16 protein-coding genes are annotated in these 18,513 nt (G+C 71.3%); 6 read left to right on the top strand and 10 right to left on the bottom strand.

The window, feature by feature from the left end; translation table 11 throughout:
- Positions 1–16: 16 nt before the first annotated feature.
- Entirely contained in the window at positions 17–1,486 is a 1,470-nt protein-coding gene (locus OG842_RS25420) for a S28 family serine protease (RefSeq protein ID WP_266732849.1), read from the bottom strand.
- Between the two features lie 145 nt (positions 1,487–1,631).
- Positions 1,632–2,003 (bottom strand): hypothetical protein, encoded by a 372-nt coding sequence (locus OG842_RS25415; RefSeq protein ID WP_266733809.1) that lies wholly within the window; start codon positions 2,001–2,003, stop codon positions 1,632–1,634.
- A 272-nt stretch (positions 2,004–2,275) separates the two neighbouring features.
- Between OG842_RS25415 and OG842_RS25410 the strand changes: the two genes are divergently transcribed.
- Positions 2,276–2,779 carry a hypothetical protein gene (locus OG842_RS25410; RefSeq protein ID WP_266732847.1) on the top strand — a complete coding sequence of 168 codons (504 nt, stop codon included), beginning with the start codon at positions 2,276–2,278 and terminating at the stop codon, positions 2,777–2,779.
- Between the two features lie 21 nt (positions 2,780–2,800).
- Here the strand turns inward: OG842_RS25410 and OG842_RS25405 are convergent, their stop codons facing one another.
- Together OG842_RS25405 and OG842_RS25400 are read right to left on the bottom strand one after the other, a co-directional pair.
- Entirely contained in the window at positions 2,801–6,556 is a 3,756-nt protein-coding gene (locus OG842_RS25405) for an ABC transporter ATP-binding protein (RefSeq protein ID WP_328512541.1), read from the bottom strand.
- 294 nt (positions 6,557–6,850) lie between these two features.
- Positions 6,851–7,822, bottom strand: coding sequence for a serine hydrolase (locus OG842_RS25400; protein WP_266732844.1), 972 nt, complete (start codon positions 7,820–7,822; stop codon positions 6,851–6,853).
- Between the two features lie 170 nt (positions 7,823–7,992).
- On the opposite strand from OG842_RS25400, the gene OG842_RS25395 reads away from it, so the two are divergent.
- Positions 7,993–8,367 (top strand): hypothetical protein, encoded by a 375-nt coding sequence (locus OG842_RS25395; protein WP_266732842.1) that lies wholly within the window; start codon positions 7,993–7,995, stop codon positions 8,365–8,367.
- Between the two features lie 54 nt (positions 8,368–8,421).
- On the opposite strand, the gene OG842_RS25390 is transcribed toward OG842_RS25395, so the two are convergent.
- The 3 genes from OG842_RS25390 to OG842_RS25380 form a co-directional block, all read right to left on the bottom strand.
- Entirely contained in the window at positions 8,422–10,107 is a 1,686-nt protein-coding gene (locus OG842_RS25390; protein WP_328512540.1) for a thiamine pyrophosphate-binding protein, read from the bottom strand.
- Positions 10,104–11,072, bottom strand: coding sequence for an agmatinase (speB, locus tag OG842_RS25385; RefSeq protein ID WP_124717598.1), 969 nt, complete (start codon positions 11,070–11,072; stop codon positions 10,104–10,106). The genes OG842_RS25390 and speB overlap by 4 nt, the downstream gene beginning before the upstream one ends.
- A gap of 95 nt (positions 11,073–11,167) precedes the next feature.
- Complete coding sequence (locus OG842_RS25380) at positions 11,168–12,643, bottom strand: sodium:solute symporter (protein WP_266732839.1); 1,476 nt, start codon at positions 12,641–12,643, stop codon at positions 11,168–11,170.
- A gap of 121 nt (positions 12,644–12,764) precedes the next feature.
- On the opposite strand from OG842_RS25380, the gene OG842_RS25375 reads away from it, so the two are divergent.
- Positions 12,765–14,249, top strand: a complete 1,485-nt coding sequence (locus tag OG842_RS25375; RefSeq protein ID WP_328512539.1) for a PucR family transcriptional regulator — start codon at positions 12,765–12,767, stop codon at positions 14,247–14,249.
- A gap of 97 nt (positions 14,250–14,346) precedes the next feature.
- A complete protein-coding gene (locus tag OG842_RS25370) occupies positions 14,347–14,712 on the top strand; it encodes a hypothetical protein (RefSeq protein WP_328512538.1) in 366 nt (121 codons plus the stop codon).
- 170 nt (positions 14,713–14,882) lie between these two features.
- On the opposite strand, the gene OG842_RS25365 is transcribed toward OG842_RS25370, so the two are convergent.
- Positions 14,883–15,230 carry a hypothetical protein gene (locus tag OG842_RS25365; RefSeq protein ID WP_328512537.1) on the bottom strand — a complete coding sequence of 116 codons (348 nt, stop codon included), beginning with the start codon at positions 15,228–15,230 and terminating at the stop codon, positions 14,883–14,885.
- A 340-nt stretch (positions 15,231–15,570) separates the two neighbouring features.
- Between OG842_RS25365 and OG842_RS25360 the strand changes: the two genes are divergently transcribed.
- Positions 15,571–16,368 carry a helix-turn-helix domain-containing protein gene (locus tag OG842_RS25360; RefSeq protein ID WP_266732832.1) on the top strand — a complete coding sequence of 266 codons (798 nt, stop codon included), beginning with the start codon at positions 15,571–15,573 and terminating at the stop codon, positions 16,366–16,368.
- Positions 16,361–16,582 (top strand): DUF397 domain-containing protein, encoded by a 222-nt coding sequence (locus OG842_RS25355; RefSeq protein ID WP_266732831.1) that lies wholly within the window; start codon positions 16,361–16,363, stop codon positions 16,580–16,582. The genes OG842_RS25360 and OG842_RS25355 overlap by 8 nt, the downstream gene beginning before the upstream one ends.
- A gap of 79 nt (positions 16,583–16,661) precedes the next feature.
- On the opposite strand, the gene OG842_RS25350 is transcribed toward OG842_RS25355, so the two are convergent.
- Both OG842_RS25350 and OG842_RS25345 read right to left on the bottom strand, forming a co-directional pair.
- Complete coding sequence (locus OG842_RS25350; protein ID WP_328512536.1) at positions 16,662–17,756, bottom strand: CU044_5270 family protein; 1,095 nt, start codon at positions 17,754–17,756, stop codon at positions 16,662–16,664.
- Positions 17,753–18,439, bottom strand: coding sequence for an RNA polymerase sigma factor (locus tag OG842_RS25345; protein ID WP_266732829.1), 687 nt, complete (start codon positions 18,437–18,439; stop codon positions 17,753–17,755). Before OG842_RS25345 ends, OG842_RS25350 begins: the two co-directional genes overlap by 4 nt.
- Between the last annotated feature and the right edge of the window lie 74 nt (positions 18,440–18,513).

Here is an 18,513-nt window from a genome sequence, read left to right as displayed (position 1 = left end):
CCCGCTCGCGGAGCCGTTACCGCCGCAGCCGGCGCTCGTTCCTCACGTCCTGCCGGTCGAGCCGCGTGTCGAACTTCGCGAGCGGCTTCGCCTTCGCCGGGTCGTCCTGCACGGCGGCCGGAGCGACGCCCGCCCAGCGCAGGATCGCCGCGGTGGCCTTCGCGTTGTCGTTAGCGGCGAGCCCGGCCACGTTGGCACCGTGGTTTCCGCCGGGCACGGTCATGACGTAGCTGTCGTGCGAGCCCGCGCCGGGCCGGAAGCGCTCCGCGCCCCACGGGTCGTTCTCCCCGTACACGTACAGCATCCGGTCGGCGTGGTTCTTCACCCACTTGTCGACGTCGCGCATCACCGACGGCTGGAACTTCATCGGGATGGAGCGCGGCACGTAGTTGCGCGGCGGCTGGTACCCGTACCGGCTCAGGTCGCCGAGCCACGGCTGCTTGATGTCGGGCGAACCGAGCTGGGTGCCCGCCTGGTAGTAGTACGGGGTGTACCGCTCCAGGCCCTGGTCCGTGTAGGCGGAGAAGCCGGAGATCGCGTCTATCGAGTCCCAGATCGCCTGGTCGGTGGCGGAGGCGGCGTCGGCCGGGATGGTGTCGCAGTCGGACAGCAGGCTGTACTGCCAGTACGCCCAGACGTAGTCCATGACGACGGCCTCGTACGCCTTGTCGAGCGAGCCGGTGGTGTCGAAGGTGTAGCTGTTCGTGGCGGCGTACTCCCGGTACTTCTTCTCCAGCGGCTCGCGGCGGACCAGGGCCTCGCGCTGGACGCCGTTCAGCCTGTCGCGGCACTCCTTGGTGCCGACGTTCTCGAAGAACCGGTCGTAGGCCGAATCCTCCTTGTTCACCACGTCGTTGGGTGCGACGTACGCGACGACGCCGTCCATGTCCCTGGGGTAGAAGCGCTCGAAGTAGGTGGCCGTCATGCCGCCCTTGGAGCCGCCGGTGGCCAGCCAGTTCTTGGTGTAGATCGCCTTCAGCGCGGTGAAGACGCGGTGCTGGTCGCTGGCGGCCTGCCAGATGTCGAGCTTGGACCAGTCGGCGGGCGCCGGGCGGGACGGGGTGAAGAAACGGTACTCCAGCGAGACCTGGTTGCCGTCGACGATCCGGGTCGGCTCGGAGCGGCTGGGATTGGTGGAGACGTTGTATCCGCCGGTGTAGAAGACCGTCGGGCGGGACGTGTCCTTGTGCAGCAGGGTGATGCGCTGCTGGAAGGTGCCCTTGGACGGGTGCCGGTGGTCGACCGGCTGGGTGTAGTTGAGGACGAAGTAGCGGTAGCCCTCGTACGGCTTCTCCTCGATGAGGCTCATCCCCGGAATGGCCAGGATGCGGTCCTTGATGTCCGTGCCGGTGCCGTTGTCGGCGGCGGTGCCGGTCCGGATCGCTGCCGGTTCCGCGGCGGTGGCCGCCCCGGCCGAGGCGCCCGTCGCGCCCACCGTGCCGATGAGCACCGCGAGCGACAGGAACCCTCTGAACGCCTTGCGCATACACCCTCCCAGGAATCACAACTTTCGCCGTGAACCTAGCGGGGCAACTCCCTTGCCGCCAGACCCGGTCGGCACACAAAACCGCGGGTCCGGGCCGGTGGGGGGAGAATTCGGCAGGGATTCAGCACAGAATCCGGCGGAGAGTTCAGCACAGGATCCAGCCCGTGGAGCCCGACTTCCCCGAGATGGTGGCCGAGGCCCTGACACACCGGTTCAGCGCATGGACCGTCACCGGACCGGCCTGCTTGGTGTACCGGCCCCGGTCGACGACGGGGCTGCCGCCGCGCGCCTGGAGCGTGACGGACATGGTGCGGCGCGGGCCCGACTTCTTGGCGACGGCTATCGCGCAGGCGTAGGAACGGTTCTTGTAGACGCGCAGCTCCCCGGTCTTGAACGCGACCGTCTTCGCGGGACGTCCGGCGCAAACCGACGCGGCGTCGGCACGGCCGACCGAGGGACCGCCGAGCACCAGGCCGAGCGCGGCCACCAACGGCAGGGCGATCGAGCACACCAGCATCCGACGGCCGGCCCGGGGACCGTTCCGGCCTCCCTCTCCACCACCGCCCTCGTCGGACAATGCGACCTTTCCGGACTTACGCGTCCCTCTGATCACCAGTAACCCCATCACCAGTCGAACATCTACGCCCCTGCGCGGCGCATACGCATACATGCGTACGACGCAGGAGGCCATCCGGAGGTTGCATACGGCTCGCTCCCGCCCCCCGGGCAACCGAATCGCCACAGCATGGCTCCAACAGGACAGAGCCATACGAAAGGCAGGTACTGCCCATGCTTCAGCTCCGCAACACCCCGGGTCTCCGCAGCCGGCGCCAGATCGGCCGGACGCTGCTCGCCTCCGCTCTCCTCACCGCTGTCGCCGCGGTCCCGGCAGCGGCGGCGGCCCCGCAGGCCCCGGCCGCCGCCGCATCGGTACGCAGTGACCTCGGATCCCCCGCCTACCAGCAGGTCGCCCATTTCTACGGTGCCTACATCGATGCCGTCGCCGCCTCCACCGAGGACGGCGGACGGCTCGCCACCGCCCTGCGAACCTTCTACCTGACCCCTCGGCTGCGCTCCGAGCTGAACACCTGGGAGCGGCGCAACCACGCGGACGGGGTGCTCCGGGCCCAGAACACCCCGCTCGCCTTCCGGGTCACCGCGGGCGACAGCGCCGCCGGCCACACCTGGTCGACGGTGCGGCTCACCTGGAGCGGCGGCAAGCACCCCACGTACTCGTACCTGACCGTCCGCTCGGACCTGCGGACCGGAAAGATCTCCGGCATCGGCGACTGACCCGGCGGACGGGCCCGGCTCTCACACCTGCGCGGGCTCGTCCTCCCCGATGAACGTGCGCCACAGCACGGCGTAGTGCCCGTCCCTGGCCAGGAGTTCGTCGTGCGTACCGTCCTCGACGACCCGGCCGTGGTCCATCACCACGACCCGGTCGGCGCGGGCGGCCGTGGTCAGCCGGTGGGCGACGACCAGGGTGGTGCGGCGGCCGGTGAGCCGGTCGGTCGCCTGGTTGACCAGGGCCTCGCTGGCCAGGTCGAGCGAGGCGGTCGCCTCGTCGAGCAGCAGGACGTCCGGGTCGACGAGTTCGGCACGGGCCAGCGCGATCAGCTGGCGCTGACCGGCCGAGAGGTTGCGGCCCCGCTCGGCGACCTCGTGCAGATAGCCGCCGTCCAGCGTCGCGATCATGTCGTGGGCGCCGACCGCCCGCGCCGCCGCCTCCACCTCGGCGTCGGTGGCCTCGGGCCGCCCGTAGGCGATGGCGTCGCGGACCGTGCCCGCGAAGAGGTACGCCTCCTGCGGTACGACGCCGAGCCGGTGCCGGTACGCGGTGAGGTCGAGGCGGCGCAGATCGGTGCCGTCAGCGGTGACCCGGCCGCCCGTGGGGTCGTAGAACCGGGCGACGAGCTTGACGAGGGTGGACTTGCCCGCGCCGGTCTCGCCGACGAACGCGACCGTCTGGCCGGCCGGTATCCGCAGGTCGACCCCGACGAGGGCCTCTTCGGCGCCGTCGCCGGAGCCGTACGCGAAGGACACGTCCTCGAAGGCGATCTCGCCGCGCAGCGACAGCACGTCCAGCGGTTCGTCCGCGGCGTCGGTTGAGGTCGGCTCGCGCAGCAGTTCCTGGATGCGGCCGAGCGAGACGGTGGCCTGCTGGTAGCCGTCGAAGACCTGGGAGAGCTGCTGGACCGGGGCGAAGAACAGATCGATGTAGAGCAGGTACGCGACCAGCGCACCGGTGGTGAGCGTGCCGTTGTCGACCCGGCCCGCGCCGACGATCAGGACGGCGGCCGCGGCCACCGAAGACAGCAGCTGCACGAACGGGAAGTAGACCGATATCAGCCACTGGCCCCGGACCCGGGCCTCGCGGTAGTGGTCGCTGCGCTCCGCGAACCGCCGGGTGCCGTCGTGCTCGCGGCGGAACGCCTGCACGATCCGCAGCCCGGAGACGGACTCCTGGAGGTCGGCGTTGACGACGCTGATGCGCTCACGGGCCAGCTCGTAAGCCTTGACGCTCTTGCGGCGGAAGAAGAACGTACCGACGACCAGCACCGGCAGCGTCGCGAAGACCACGAGGGCCAGCTGCACGTCGAGGACCAGCAGCGCGACCATGATGCCGAAGAAGGTGACGACGGAGACGAAGGCGGTGACCAGACCGGTCTGCAGGAACGTCGACAGCGCGTCCACGTCCGTCGTCATCCGGGTCATGATGCGGCCGGTCAGCTCGCGCTCGTAGTAGTCCAGGCCGAGCCGCTGCAGCTGCGCGAAGATCTTCAGCCGCAGTGAGTACAGCACCCGTTCGCCGGTGCGGCCCGTCATCCGGGTCTCGCCGATCTGGGCGGCCCACTGCACGAGGACGACCACCAGGGCCAGCGCGGACGCCGCCCAGACCGCGCCGAGCGCGAGCTGCGAGACGCCCTGGTCGATGCCGTGCCGGATCAGTACCGGCAGCAGCAGACCGGCGCCCGCGTCGACCGCGACCAGCACCAGGCTCACCAGCAGCGGCAGCCCGAAGCCGCGCAGCAGCCTGCGCAGCCCATAGGAGTCCTCGGCGCCGACGGCCCGTGCCTCGTCGATGTCGGGGGTGTCGGTGGCGGGCGGCAGCGCCTCGACCTGGGCGAGCAGTTCGGGGGTGGCGGGCATGCCGGCCGCGCCGGTGTCGCGCGGCTCCTCCTTGCGGACCCACAGGTGGGGGCTGATGCCGCGCTCGGCGTCGAACTCGGCGTCCAGCTCCTCCTGGAGCGCGCGCTCGTCCTCGGGGGTCGTGTCGGGTGCGGGGGCCAGCCGCTGGTGCCCGGGCGAGGTGCCGCCCAGCTCGTCGGGGTCGGTGAGCAGCCGCCGGTAGAGCGGGGAGCGGCGCTCCAGCTCCTCGTGCGTGCCGATGTCGGCGAGCCGGCCGTTCTCCAGGACGGCGATCCGGTCGGCGAGGCCGAGGGTGGAGCGGCGGTGGGCGATCAGCAGGGTGGTCCGCCCGGCCATGACCTGGCGCAGCGCCTCGTGGATCTCGTGCTCGACGCGGGCGTCGACGGCGGAGGTGGCGTCGTCGAGGAGGAGCAGCCGGGGGTCGGCGAGGATGGCGCGGGCGAGCGCGACGCGCTGGCGCTGGCCGCCGGAGAGGGTGAGCCCGTGCTCGCCGACCTTGGTGTCGTAGCCCTCGGGCAGCTCCGCGATGAACCGGTCGGCCTGGGCGGCGCGGGCCGCCTCCTCGATCTGCTCCTGGGTGGCGTCGGGGAATCCGTAGGCGATGTTGGCGCGGACGGTGTCGGAGAACAGGAAGCTGTCCTCCGGTACGAGGCCGATGGCGGCGCGCAGGGACCGCTGGGTCAGTTCGCGGACGTCGTGGCCGCCGACCAGGACGGCGCCGTGCGTCACGTCGTAGAAGCGGGGCAGCAGCAGCGAGACGGTGGACTTCCCGCTGCCGGACGCGCCGACGACGGCGACGGTCTCACCGGGCTCGATGGTCAGCGAGAACCCGTCGAGTACGGGGCGCTCGGCGTCGTAGCCGAACCGTACGTCGTCGAACTCGACGCTGGCGGGGGCGTCGGCCGGGAGGTCCTTGGTGCCGTCCTTCATGGTCGGCTCGGTGTCGATCAGTTCCAGTACGCGCTCGACGCCGGCCCTGGCCTGCTGTCCGACGGTGAGGACCATGGCGAGCATCCGGACCGGTCCGACGAGCTGGGCGAGATAGGTGGAGAACGCCACGAACGTACCGAGGGTGATCTCGCCCCGGGTGGCGAGCCAGCCGCCGAGGGCCAGCATCGCGACCTGGCCGAGCGCGGGGACGGCCTGGAGGGCGGGGGTGTAGCGGGAGTTCAGCCGGATCGTCCGCAGCCGCCCGGCGAAGAGCTTGCGCCCCACCTCGCGCAGCTTGCCGGTCTCCTGCTCCTCCTGCCCGAACCCCTTGACGACCCGGACCCCGGAGACGGCCCCGTCGACCACTCCGGCGACGGCGGCGGCCTGCCCCTGGGCGTACCAGGTGGCGGGGAAGAGCCGGGTGCGGGAGCGGCGGGCGATGAACCAGAGGGCGGGGGCCACGGCGATCGCGACCAGGGTGAGCAGCGGCGAGAGCCACGCCATGATCACCAGGGAGATGAGGAAGAGCAGCACGTTCCCGATGGTCATCGGGAGCATGAACAGGAGTCCCTGGATCAGCTGGAGGTCGCTGGTGGCGCGCCCGACGACCTGGCCGGTGGACAGCTCGTCCTGCCGCTTCCCGTCGAGGCGGGTGATCGTCCCGTACATCTCGGTACGCAGATCGTGCTGCACGTCGAGGGCGAGCCGGCCGCCGTAGTACCGGCGGATGTAGGTGGCTATGTACACGAGCCCGGCGGCGGCCATGAGGAGCCCGGTCCAGACGGCGAGGGACCGGGTGTGGCCGACCACGACGTCGTCGATGATCACCTTGGTGATCAGCGGGACGAGGGCCATCACCGCCATGCCCGCGAGCGACGAGCCGAGCGCCAGCAGCACATTGCGCCGGTAGCGCCATGCGTACCCGCACAACCGCCGGGCCCATCCCGGGGCCCGCGCCGCGCCCTGTACGTCCCCTGCGTCCGTCACCGGTGCCTCCCCGTTCGACCTGCTCTACCGGAAGGCACCAACGCCGTGGGCAGCGGATTTCATCCCGCTGTTACAAAGGCGGGCCGAAGACGGGGCCATCGGCGTAGGGCGGACGGCGACACGATGCGGGTGGCGTTCACCGCGCACGCGGGTTCCGGGGCGCCGGAGTCCGGCGCAGGGGCGGACGACGGGGCGGGCCCGGCGGCTGCCGATGCCCGCGCCGCCCACGGCTGAGCGGGGCCTCGGTGCGGGTCAGGGCCGCAGGGGCCGGCCCCGACCCGCCGATGCCGGTCCCTACGGCCGCGGCGTCGCGGTGAGCATCCGTACGGCCGGGGCCTCCGGCACCGCGGGCACCGCTTCCTGCGGGGCGGCGGGCGGGGCGATGGTCGAGGTCGTCTTCGCGGCGACGGCCGGGTTGAGGTCCTTGTGCACGGCGCGGGCGACGGCCTGGATGGTGTTGATGCCGTCGTTCATCGTCTTGTTGTCCTGGGTGAGCACGGTGATCGCGTAGTCGTGCCCCTTGCCGGTGAACGCGCCGATGCTGTGCACCCGCCAGCCGTGGGTGGCGCGCGGCAGCCAGCCGTTCTTGACCTGCACGGTCACCCCGGACGGCGCCCCGGCGGGCGTGCCCCAGCGCTGCGAGGAGACGACCTTGCGCATCAGGCCCAGCTCGTAGGCGCGCGCGTTGTCGCTCAGCACGGAGTTCTTGGCGGTCAGCAGGGTCAGCAGTCGCAGCTCGTCCTGGGCGGTGATCTGGGTCAGCCCCCAGTAGCCGCCGGAGCCGGGCACGGTGTGCGTCATCCCGGCGGCCTTGAGGAACGCCTTGACCTTGGTCACCCCGAGCTGCTTCCACAGGCTGGTGGTCGCGTTGTTGTCGGACTTGGTGATCATCGCGGTGGAGAGGTTGATCTCGCGCTGGGTGAGGTAGCGGTTGTGCTTCTTGTTGTCCCAGAGCAGCGTCGCCAGCACGGTCGCCTTCACGACGCTGGCGGAGTCGTACTTCGTCGTCGCGCGCAGGGTGCAGTTGGTCTTGGTCGTGCGGTCGTAGAGCGCCACGGCCGTCGTCGACTTCCGGTCCTTGAGCGCGGCGGTGATGTCCTTCGACAGCTTCGCGGCGAGCCCGGCCTTGCCGGACGTGCAGCTCACCGTCGGCGTCGCCGCCGCGGCGGGCGCCGCGCCGAGCGCCACGGGTGCGAGCACGCCCGCGGCGAGCGCGACGGAGAGCGCGGCCTTGGCACGACGGGATATGCGGGGCTGTTCTTTCATGTGGCTGGTCCCCCATGAGTGGATCGGTACGGTGCGCCCCCGGCGCACCCGTGAGTAACGACTCACGACGGGCCGGAAAGTTGCGCATTTTGGGCTGTGTGGTTCGTCGCCCGTCGCGCGGGTATCGGTCACCGGGTGCGACCCGGCACCTTGATCGAATCGAGGGAACCTTGACGAGCGCTCAGCCGGTCCGGCACGCCGAGGCATACCGCTGTGGCCGGCTCTTCGCGGCGGTAGCGGCCCTGCAGCGGCTCGCGCAGAACGAACACCATGCGCTGGGACAGCCGGGAGCCGCGGAGAAGGCCGCCGCACGCCCTGAACCCGTTCTGCGAGAGCCCCTGCGGGAGATCGTCCAGTACCTGGTGCAGGCCCGGATCCGCGGTCAGGGAGCGGCGGCGGACCCGGTGTTCCGGTCGCTGACCGATTTCCTGCCACCGGCGAAGGCCGTGCCCACCAGCCTCCATCCCGACGAGCGACCGGACTTCCACCGGGGCAGGGAGGAGCAGGCGGCACTCATCGCGAAGGAGCATCCGCCCCGCAGATGAACCCGCCCGCGCCCCGGCCGAAGCCGGGTACGCGGACGGGCAGCGAGCCGATGCCTACAGGTGCGTCGGCTCGAACATCCTCAGCAGGGCCGGGAGCACGACCACCGAGGGGCCGGGCGCCGCGAGGGACGCGGCCAGGTCGGCGGTGAGCGACTCCGGGGTGGTGCGGATCGCCGGGACGCCGAAGGACTCGGCGAGGGCGACGAAGTCGGGGCGGGTGAGCTCCGTCGCCGTGGCCTCGCCGAAGGCGCCCGTCATGTACTCGCGCAGGATGCCGTAACCGCCGTCGTCGACGATCAGCCAGGTGACCGGAAGGTCGTACTGGCGGGCCGTGGCCAGCTCCGCGATCGAGTACATCGCGCCGCCGTCCCCGGAGACCACGAGGACCGGCCGCGTACGGTCGGCCGCCGCCGCGCCGAGGGCGGCCGGGAAGCCGTAGCCGAGGCCGCCCGCGCCCTGGGCCGAGTGCATCGTGTTCGGGTGGCGGGCGTCGAAGGCGGACCAGGCCCAGTAGGCGAGGATCGTCATGTCCCAGAAGCTGGGCGACACGTCGGGCAGCGCCTCGCGGACCGAGGCGATCAGCCGCTGTTCCAGGGTGAGTTCCTGGGCGGCGATCCTCTCCCTTACCGCTTCGAGGACCGTACGGACCCGCTCCGGCGCCGTCGGGTCCTCGCGGCGGTCGACCGCTTCGAGGAGGTCGGACAGCGCCTCGCGGGCATCGGCGTGGATGCCGAGCGCGGGGTGGTTGGACTCCAGCTTCCCGGCGTCCGCCTCGATCTGGATCACCCGGCCGCGCGGGGCGAACGTGTGGTAGTTCGAGGAGAGTTCACCGAGTCCGGAGCCGACGACCAGGAGTACGTCGGCGGACTCCAGGAAGTCCGTGGTGTAGCGGTCCTCCAGCCAGGACTGGAGCGAGAGCGGGTGCTCCCACGGGAAGGCGCCCTTGCCGCCGAAGGTGGTCACGACGGGTGCGTCGAGCTTCTCCGCGAGCGCCAGCAGCTTGCCGGACGCGTCGGACCGCACGACTCCGCCGCCCGCGATGATCGCCGGACGCTCGGCCTTCGACAGCAGGTCGGCCGCCACGGCGGTCAGTTCGGGACGGGCGTACAGCTCGCGCGGGGTGGCATCCATCGCCGAGACGACCGGCACGATGGTCTCGGCCAGGAGCACGTCCTGCGGGATCTCGATCCAGACCGGACCGTGCGGCGCGGTCAGCGCGGACTCCCAGGCCGCGGCGATCGCCGACGGGATCTGGGAGGCGGTCCGGACGGTGTGGACGGACTTCACGACGTCGCGGAACGACGCCTTCTGGTCGCGCAGTTCGTGCAGGTAGCCGTGGCGTCCGCCGCCCAGCCCCGCCACCGGGATCTGGCTGGAGATGGCCAGCACGGGCGCGGAGGCCGCCGCCGCCTCCTGGAGCGCGGCGAGGGAAGTAAGAGCCCCCGGCCCGGTGGAGAGCAGCAGCGGCGCCACTTCCCCGGTGATCCGGCCGTACGCGTCGGCGGCGAAGCCCGCGTTGTTCTCGACGCGCAGCCCGATGTACGTCAGGGAGGAGCGGCGCAGCGCGTCGAACATGCCCAGCGCGTGCTGGCCGGGCAGGCCGAAGACGGTGGTCGCGCCGAGGCCCTGGAGGGTCTCGACGACGAGGTCGCCGCCGTTGCGCCCGGCCGGCGGGTTCAGGGCGGCCGCGGTCTGCTCGGGGGTGAGCCGCGGCCGCTCGTCGTGGTGGTCGTGGCTCACTTCGTACGGGCCTCTGCGATCTGGCGGGACATGATCGTGGTCAGCTCGTACGCCGTGTGGGAGGCGGCGACGGAGGTGATCTCGGCGTGGTCGTACGCGGGGGCGACCTCGACCAGGTCGGCGGAGACCAGGTTGCAGGAGGACAGCCCGCGGACGATCTCCAGGAGCTCGCGGGAGGTCAGGCCGCCGGCCTCGGGGGTGCCGGTGCCGGGGGCGTGCGCCGGGTCCAGCACGTCGATGTCGATGGAGATGTACAGCGGCCGGTCGCCGATGCGCTGGCGCAGCTGGTCGGCGACCTCGTCGACGCCGCGCCGCATGACGTCGGCGGAGGTGACGATGCCGAAGCCCATCTTCGCGTCGTCGTCCAGGTCCTGCTTGCCGTAGAGCGGGCCGCGGGTGCCGACGTGGGAGAGCGCGGAGGTGTCGAGGATGCCCTCCTCGACGGCGCGGCGGAACGGGGTGCCGTGGGTGTACTCGGCGCCGAAGTAGGTGTCCCAGGTGTCGAGGTGCGCGTCGAAGTGGAGCAGGGCGACCGGGCCGTGCTTCTTGGCGACGGAGCGCAGCAGCGGCAGCGCGATGGTGTGGTCGCCGCCGAGCGTCATCATGCGGGCGCCGGTGCCGAGGAGGTCGTCGGCGGCGGCCTCGATGGTCTCGACGGCCTCGTTGATGTTGAACGGGTTCGCGGCGATGTCACCGGCGTCGGCGACCTGCGCGAGCGCGAACGGCGAGGCGTCCTGCGCCGGGTTGTACGGGCGCAGCAGGCGCGAGGCCTCACGGATCGCGTTGCCGCCGAAGCGGGCGCCGGGCCGGTAGGAGACACCGGTGTCGAAGGGCACTCCGACGACGGCGACATCGGCGGTGCCGACCTCGTCGAGCCGGGGCAGCCGGGCGAAGGTCGCGGGTCCGGCGTACCGCGGGACGCGGGAGGAGTCGACGGGGCCGCGCGGCGTTTCGTTGCTGCTCATGTGAAGTGCCTTCCTTCGGGTTGCGTGCGTTGTTCAGTGTGCGGGGCGAGGCGGGAGGGGCGGGGGCCGCCCCTCCCGGGGGCGTGCGGGGACGGTTACGTCGCGGCCGGCTCGTGCACCGGCTCCTCCGTCGTCGCGCCCCGTCCCGCCAGCCGCTCGCGCCAGGCCGCGAGTACGGCCGCGTCGGTCGGCTTCGTCGCCAGGGAGACGATCACGTACGCCGCGAGCGAGGCCAGCAGGCCGTAGTAGACCGGTTCGTTGGCGAGGATTCCGTATCCCGCCATCAGGCCGATCACCGCGAGGCCGCCGACCGACACCGCGGCCAGCGCGCCCGCCGCGGTGCCACGGCGCCACAGCAGGCCGCCGAGGATCGGCACCAGCAGGCCGCCGACGAGCAGGTTGTACGCGACGGTCAGGGCCTCGACGACGTTGTTGAGCGCGATGGCGATCAGGATGACGGCGACGCCCATGATGAGGATGAAGACCCGGTTGCCCTTCACCTCGTCGTGTTCGCCCTCGACGGCCTCGCCGCCCCGGGACACCGCACCCCGCAGCCGGGACCAGATGTCGTTGTTGGCGACGGTGGCACAGGCGATCAGCGCGCCCGAGGACGTGGACATCACGGCGGCCAGCGCGGCGGCGAGCACCAGTCCGCGCACACCGATCGGCAGCTCGTCCTTGACGATGGTCGCGAACGCGGAGTCGGCGCTGGGCAGCGTCGGGTACATGACCTTCGCGGCGGTGCCGATGACGGCGCCGGCGATGGCGTAGATGAGGCAGTACGTACCGGCGACGGTGCCGCCGATGCGGGCGACCTTGTCGCTGCGGGCGGTGAACACCCGCTGCCAGATGTCCTGGCCGATCAGCATGCCGAAGGTGTAGATCAGCACGTACGTGAAGATCGTCTCGCCGCCGATGCCGAGCGGGTCGAAGTACTCGGTGGGCAACTTCGCCTTCATCTCGCTGAAGCCGCCCGCCTTGATCACCGCGATGGGCAGCAGGAGCAGCAGCACACCGATGGTCTTGACGACGAACTGCACCATGTCGGTGAGCGTGATCGACCACATCCCGCCGAGCGTGGAGTACGCGACGACGATGGCGCCGCCGAGGATGATCGCGACGGTCCGGTTCATGTCGAAGAGGACGTCGAAGATGGTGGCGTACGCGATGGTCGAGGTGACCGCGAGCATCAGCGTGTACGCCCACATCACGACGCCGGAGATGATCCCGGCCCGGCCGCCGTAGCGCAGGTCGAGCATCTCGGAGACGGTGTAGACCTTCAGCCGTGCGATGCGCGCGGAGAAGAAGACGGACAGGGCGAGCAGTCCGAGGCCGATGGTGAAGACCATCCAGGCGCCGGAGAGTCCGTACTGGTAACCGAGTCCGACGCCGCCGATGGTGGAGGCACCGCCGAGGACGATGGCGGCCATCGTGCCGGAGTACATCCCGGGGCCGAGCCTGCGGCCCGCCACCAGGAATTCGCTCTTGGACTTGGCGCGGCGCATGCCCCACCAGCCCATGGCGAGCATGCCGGCCAGATAAATGATGATCACCGCGTAGTCGACAGCCATGGGCTTCCTCCGTTTCAGTCATGTGCGCACGTCGTATGTGGTGAAGACGGTAGGTGGCCCACAAGCAACGCTGAAGTGTACGTTTCATCCATAATTGAAGTCACTGATGGATGGACCGTCCATGCCTGAAGCCTTGGCCGGGCTCACCCCGCCCACTCCCCCCTCTCCTTCCGCTCCTCCCACTCCCCCGATCCCTCTCACCGAGCTGCTCGCCCGCGAGGAGCTCGGGCTGCACCGGATCGCGGGTCCGGTCGAGGCGGATCTGCTGTGGGTGCACACCTCGGAGATGGCCGACCCGTACCCGTATCTGCTCGGCGGTGAGCTGCTGCTGAGCGCCGGGGTGCTGCTCAAGGACCCGGACGCCTATGTGGCCCGGCTGGTGGAGGCGGGGGCGGCGGCGCTCGGTTTCGGGGTGACGCCGGTGTTCGACACGGTGCCGCAGGCACTGATCGAGGCGTGCGACCGGCATGGCCTGCCGCTGGTGGAGGTGCCGCCCGAGACCCCGTTCACGGCGATCGCCCGGGCGGTGTGGCGGCTGATGGCCGAGGCCCGGCACCGTGAGCTGCGCCGGGTGACCCGGGCCCAGCAGGCCCTGGCCACTGCGGCGGCCCGGCCCGACCCGGTCCCCGCGGTGCTGCATCAACTGGCGGCCCAGCTGGAGGGCCGGGCGGTGCTGCTCTCCGCGGACGGCGAGGAACTGCACGCGGCAGGCCGCCGACCGGCCCCCGACATCGGGGCGGCGCTGGCCCGGCTCACCCGGGTGGTCTCCGCCGTGACGCGCCCCGCCCCGTCGTCCGCCACCGACATGTTGCGGGACGCGCATCTGTCCGCGTACGCGCTGGGCGGCGGCCAGGGCCTCGTCCTGGCCCTGGCGACGCAGCGGCGCGAGGCGGGCGACCACACGATCGCCGGGGTAGCGGTCGTCCTGCTCTCCCTGCTGGCCGCCCCGCACCAGGGCGCCGACGCGGCGGGCCGGTCGGCCGCCCTCGTACGGATGCTGCTGGGCGCGGACCCGCAGGACGTCGCCCCGCTGCTCGGTGGCGCCGAGCAGTGGACGGTGGTGCACGCGCGCCGCAGCGGCGACGGCCAGGTCGACCCGCTGACCGCCGGCGCACTGGGCGCCGCCCTCGGTTCGGCGCTGGTCGACGCGGGCCGGGGCGGCGACGCGGTACGGGTACTGATCCCCGGCGGCGACCGGATCACCCCGCAGCCCGGCTGGACGCTCGGCGCGTCCGCCCCCGCCGCCATCACCGCCCTCGACCTCGCCGACGGTCAGGCCTCCCGCGCCCTGGGCCGCGCCGTCGCCACCCGCACCCCGCTGGCCCACCACCACAACGGCGGCGGCTCCGGCCTGGCCGCCCTGATCCCGCCCGACCGCGCCGAGGCACACGCCCGCGTCCTCCTCGCCCCGCTCACCGAGCCGCTGACCGAGACCCTGCGCTGCTGGCTGAGCCTCCACGGCAGCTGGGACCGCACGGCCACGGCCCTGCGCATCCACCGCAACACGGTCCGCCAGCGCATCGCCCGCTGCGCGTCCCTGCTGGACGTGGACCTGGACGACATGGACGTACGGACGGAGCTGTGGTTCGCGCTGCGGGTGCGGTGAGCCGTCGGCACTCCTGACGTACCGACACCACGACGCCGGCCGCCGCTTCGGAGGCCGACCCTGCCACTGCCGCACCTGAGCCATACGGGAGCACAACATGCACAACAACGCCATGAACATCGAACTACTGGTCGTGCCCGACTGCCCGAACACCCGGACCGCCGCCGACCGTCTCCATCAGGAGCTCGACAGGCTGGGCCTGCACGATGTGACGTGCCGGACCCGCACCATCACCAGCCAGGCCGAGGCGGAGGCCGCGCACTTCACCGGCTCGCCCACGATCCTGATCGACGGACGCGACCCCTTCGCCGAGCCCGGCCGGGCCCCGGGACTGACCTGCCGCATGTACCGGACCCCGGAGGGCCTGGCCGGCATGCCCACGGCCGACCAGCTGCGCCAAGCCCTGGCCAACGCCCGTCCTGCCCTTCCTGACGCACCCTGGCACCCCGCCCCGACTCCGTGACCTCAGGTCTGCTCGATGGCGAAACGGTCGACTCCCCCGGTGAGACCGTCATGTGCGGCCGGGCCCGCTCGCCGATTTCGTCACCGCGGATCTTCCATGGGCTTCGCAGCCGCCTCCGGCCCAGGACGCGAGGGGCATCACCGGGCCGGACATGGTGGATTCAGGGTGGTTCAGGACTCCGAGGGGCACGGGCCGACGTCCGGGGCGCCGGGACCCTGGCCTGAGGTCCGGAGACGAAGGCCCCGGCTCTCGGCGACGCGGCACACATCGCGCAGCGCCTCGCTCATGCGGGCCACGACATAGCGGAGCTGCACCGACGTGACCTCCGAATCGCCGAGCATGTCGTCGACATGGTCGAGGAGTTCGGCGGCCATGCCGAGCTGCACGCTCTCGACGTTGTCGGCGACGCGGGAGACGTATCCGGTCCCGTCACCGATGACGTAACACGGATTGCCGTCCACGCCGGACCACGGAAGCAGACGTACCGAATCGGAGCCCGGGGTGTTCGGGGCGATCACGCGGTCACCTCGGCACCATGGATCGGGCGAGGCGTCATGCCGATGCCCGGCGTGGGGTGCACGCCTGCGGGAGGCGCGGCGCGATACGAGTCCATGGGCCGGTGGCACCCCTGGGCGGGCCACAGAAACCGCAGCAGCGACTCAAAAGCATCGGCGATACAGCGCAGCACGTCGTCAACTCCATTGAGCTAGATGGCCGTTCTCCGGACCGTGTGACGGCGGCGGCCGACGTCCGGGCGAGTCACCGCTGTGTAGCGATCCACTCACAGAGTGAGACGGTGCGGACTAGGCTCGCCAGGGGGTTCCAGGTGACAGGCCCTTTGGCGCACGGGAGTTGACCATGAGTAATACCTATGGCGATTGGTTGAAGGCGCAGCGGGAAGCGGCCGGACTGACGCAGCAGGAGCTGGCCGACGCGGCGATCATGACGCGGTCGCACATCTCACACATCGAGGCGGGGCGCCGCATCCCGTCGGAGGAGGACGCCCGGCGCCTGGACAAGGCTCTCAACACGGGAGATGTATTGAGCAGCTTCCTGCCGAACAAAAACGACGGCACCGTCGCCAACCATTTCGAACCCGTACGCCAGCTCGAACCGCAGGCCACGATGATCAGGGAGTTCGCCCTGAATTTCGTGCCCGGCATCCTTCAGACGGAGAGATACGCTCGCGCGGTGCTCGGCTCGGCGTTCCCGCCCACGAGCGCCGAAGAGCGTGACAAGAACGTCGTCACACGGCTTGAGCGAGCCAAGATCCTGAACGATCCGGTGACGCCCGTAGTCTGGGTGCTGCTGGACGAGGCGGTGCTACATCGCCCCGTAGGCGGCCCGGACGTCATGGCGGAGCAGCTCACGCACATCATCCGGCTGGCCGAGACCGAGCGGATCCGTGTGCACGTGCTGCCCTTCGCGCTGGGCTTTCACACGCTCATGGAGAGCATGCTCACCCTGATGTGGTTCGAGGACCAACCGCCCGTGGCCTACAGCGAGGGCTTATCCATGGGAAAGGTGCAGGATTCTCCGTCCGTGGTGAGGCAGTTGCAGAGCCGATACGATCTGGCCCTGAGCGACGCCCTGCCGCTGAAGGAGTCGCAAGGCCTGCTGAGGACGGCAGCGAAGGAGTACGGACACCATGACTGACCGCACCATCCTGGACGCATCCACGTTGAGCGGCTGGCACAAGTCGTCGTACAGCTCAAGCGCGAACGACAGCTGCGTCGAGGTGTTGGACGGTCACCCCTCCGGCGTCCCCGTCCGCGACTCCAAGGCCCCGCACGGCCCCGCCCTCGTCTTCCCGGCAGCCGGCTGGTCAGCCTTCGTCGCCGCGGTCAAGGACGACAACTTCCCCGCCTGAACGTCCCGTCCCCGGCCCACAACAAAGGCGTACCGGGGACGGGGCTGTTCGTGCCGTGCGAGTGTGCGGGGCTGCCGTGTTACGCCGTCGTCGGGGCGGGAGCCTCGCCGGTACGGTCGACCGCGGCTCGGGTGAGGACCGCGGAGGTGCCGACAACGGTTCCGGCCGGGCCGGCGTCGCCGGATTCGGTGAGGACCGTGCGCTCGCCGAGGAACGCGTACGTGGCCCGGTCGAAGATCCACTGCGTCTGCTGCCCGTGTGCCGTACGGGCGACGGCGACGCCCTCGCGTCCTGCGGCGTCGGTGGCCGCATCGATCACCGTGACTCCGGGGATCTTCGCGGCGGCCTGGTAGAGCGCGGCGCCGACCTGCGGGGGTGCCCAGGTCTCGGCCAACAGGTCGCCGATCGCGGTGAATGCCCGCTGGTCCGGGTCCTGGCCCTGCCCGTGGGTCTCGTCCCGGATCAGCTTCAGCAGGGCGTCCGGGTCGGTGGGCAGCGACGCGACGTACTCGTGCGTCGGGTCGCTGATCGACGCGGCCTTCTTGTGTGCGGTGCGGGGCCGGGGTGTCGCCCCTCGGCCGTCGAGGTCGTAGACCGGTGCGTCGCCGCCGAGCGAGGAGTCGGGCTCGCCCTCCTCACGCAGCAGGCCGGGGCGGCTGCCGTCGGCGGACAGCCACACCTGCCGCGTGTGCGCGGGAGGCATGGTCACCTCGCCGCCCCCGGCGCTCTGCCCGGCGAAGGCGACCTTGCTCTCGATGTACACGAACTGGTCGGCGCGGACCGTCGGTTGCTTCTGCCCGGCGGCGGCGAGTGCGATGCGGTCGAGGAGCTGTGCCGCTTCGGACGTGCCGGGGGTGCGGCCGCCCGGGACCGCGGCGGCGCCGTGCCCCGGCGCGTCCGCGAGGTTCACCACCACGACGCCGCCGACCGCCAGGGCGCAGGCGACAGCGGGCACCATGACCCGGACCAGACGTCGGCGCGGGCGCGAGGCCCGAGGGGTGAGGCCGCCACGCGGTTCCGTGACGGCGGCCTCGCGCAGCAACGCTTCCTTCAGCAGCAGTTCACGGTCGGGGTCCAGACCGGGGACCGACGGCGGGGGCAGCAGTGCGGTGAGGCCGGGACCTTCGGTCTCCTCGGACCGGTGGTGCGTACGGCGCCGCGAGGTGAAGTTCATCCGTGGTTCTCCTGGGTCAGCAACGGGGCCACGGGGGTGCGGCCCGGCAGTGGCTTGTCGGGGGTGGTGGTGGCGGTGGTCGCGGCGGGGGCTCTGTTTCCCGCCGCGGGTGGACGTTCGGTTCCGGCCCACGTGTCCCGCGGGCGTGTGGCGCGGGTTTCGGCCTCGGTGAGCTCGCGCAGTCGGGTACGGGCGCGGGACAGGCGCGACCGGACGGTGCCGACCGCCACGCCGAGCGCCTCGGCCGCTGCCGCGTAGTCCAGGCCGGCCCACACCACGAGGGTGAAGACCTCCCGGTCCCGGCGCCGCAGGCGCGCGAGTGCGGCGTGTGCGGCACGCAGCTGCTCGGTGTCCGCGAGGTGTGTGACGAGGTCGTCGGCGAAGTCCGGAATCGAGCCGCGTTCCGGGACGCGGGCGAGCGCGGTCTCGCGGCTTCGGCGTGTGCGTGCGTTGCGGCGCATGATGTTGGTGGCGATGCCCAGCAGCCACGGGCGCAGACCGTCCCCGTCGGGGTTCAGCCTCTCGCGGCTGCGCCACGCTTCCAGGAAGGTCGACGAGACGACGTCCTCGGCCTCCGCCCAGTTGCCCGTCACCCGCAAGGCATAGCGGTACACCGCTTGGGCGTGCTCGTCGTACAGCTCCCCCAGGGCGTCGCGGTCTCCGCGGCGGAAGCGATTCCTCATGAGTGATTCCACACTCTGCTCTGCCGCGCACGTTGCGCCGGTTCCGGTGACGTGCGCCACATGCATGCCCGCCC

The sequence above is a fragment of the Streptomyces sp. NBC_00376 genome, from assembly GCF_036077095.1.
GTDB lineage: Bacteria > Actinomycetota > Actinomycetes > Streptomycetales > Streptomycetaceae > Streptomyces.
Note: the sequence above shows the minus strand (reverse complement) of the source record. Positions and strands in the feature narration are given on the sequence as shown.

What these genes read in the sequence shown, in the direction of transcription:
- speB (WP_124717598.1), bottom strand. Translation starts at nt 11,072, where the DNA reads ATGAGCAGCAACGAAACGCCGCGCGGCCCCGTCGACTCCTCCCGCGTC.
- OG842_RS25420 (WP_266732849.1), bottom strand. Translation starts at nt 1,486, where the DNA reads ATGCGCAAGGCGTTCAGAGGGTTCCTGTCGCTCGCGGTGCTCATCGGC.
- OG842_RS25410 (WP_266732847.1), top strand. Translation starts at nt 2,276, where the DNA reads ATGCTTCAGCTCCGCAACACCCCGGGTCTCCGCAGCCGGCGCCAGATC.
- OG842_RS25415 (WP_266733809.1), bottom strand. Translation starts at nt 2,003, where the DNA reads ATGCTGGTGTGCTCGATCGCCCTGCCGTTGGTGGCCGCGCTCGGCCTG.
- OG842_RS25345 (WP_266732829.1), bottom strand. Translation starts at nt 18,439, where the DNA reads ATGAGGAATCGCTTCCGCCGCGGAGACCGCGACGCCCTGGGGGAGCTG.
- OG842_RS25400 (WP_266732844.1), bottom strand. Translation starts at nt 7,822, where the DNA reads ATGAAAGAACAGCCCCGCATATCCCGTCGTGCCAAGGCCGCGCTCTCC.
- OG842_RS25360 (WP_266732832.1), top strand. Translation starts at nt 15,571, where the DNA reads ATGAGTAATACCTATGGCGATTGGTTGAAGGCGCAGCGGGAAGCGGCC.
- OG842_RS25370 (WP_328512538.1), top strand. Translation starts at nt 14,347, where the DNA reads ATGCACAACAACGCCATGAACATCGAACTACTGGTCGTGCCCGACTGC.
- OG842_RS25375 (WP_328512539.1), top strand. Translation starts at nt 12,765, where the DNA reads ATGCCTGAAGCCTTGGCCGGGCTCACCCCGCCCACTCCCCCCTCTCCT.
- OG842_RS25380 (WP_266732839.1), bottom strand. Translation starts at nt 12,643, where the DNA reads ATGGCTGTCGACTACGCGGTGATCATCATTTATCTGGCCGGCATGCTC.
- OG842_RS25355 (WP_266732831.1), top strand. Translation starts at nt 16,361, where the DNA reads ATGACTGACCGCACCATCCTGGACGCATCCACGTTGAGCGGCTGGCAC.
- OG842_RS25350 (WP_328512536.1), bottom strand. Translation starts at nt 17,756, where the DNA reads ATGAACTTCACCTCGCGGCGCCGTACGCACCACCGGTCCGAGGAGACC.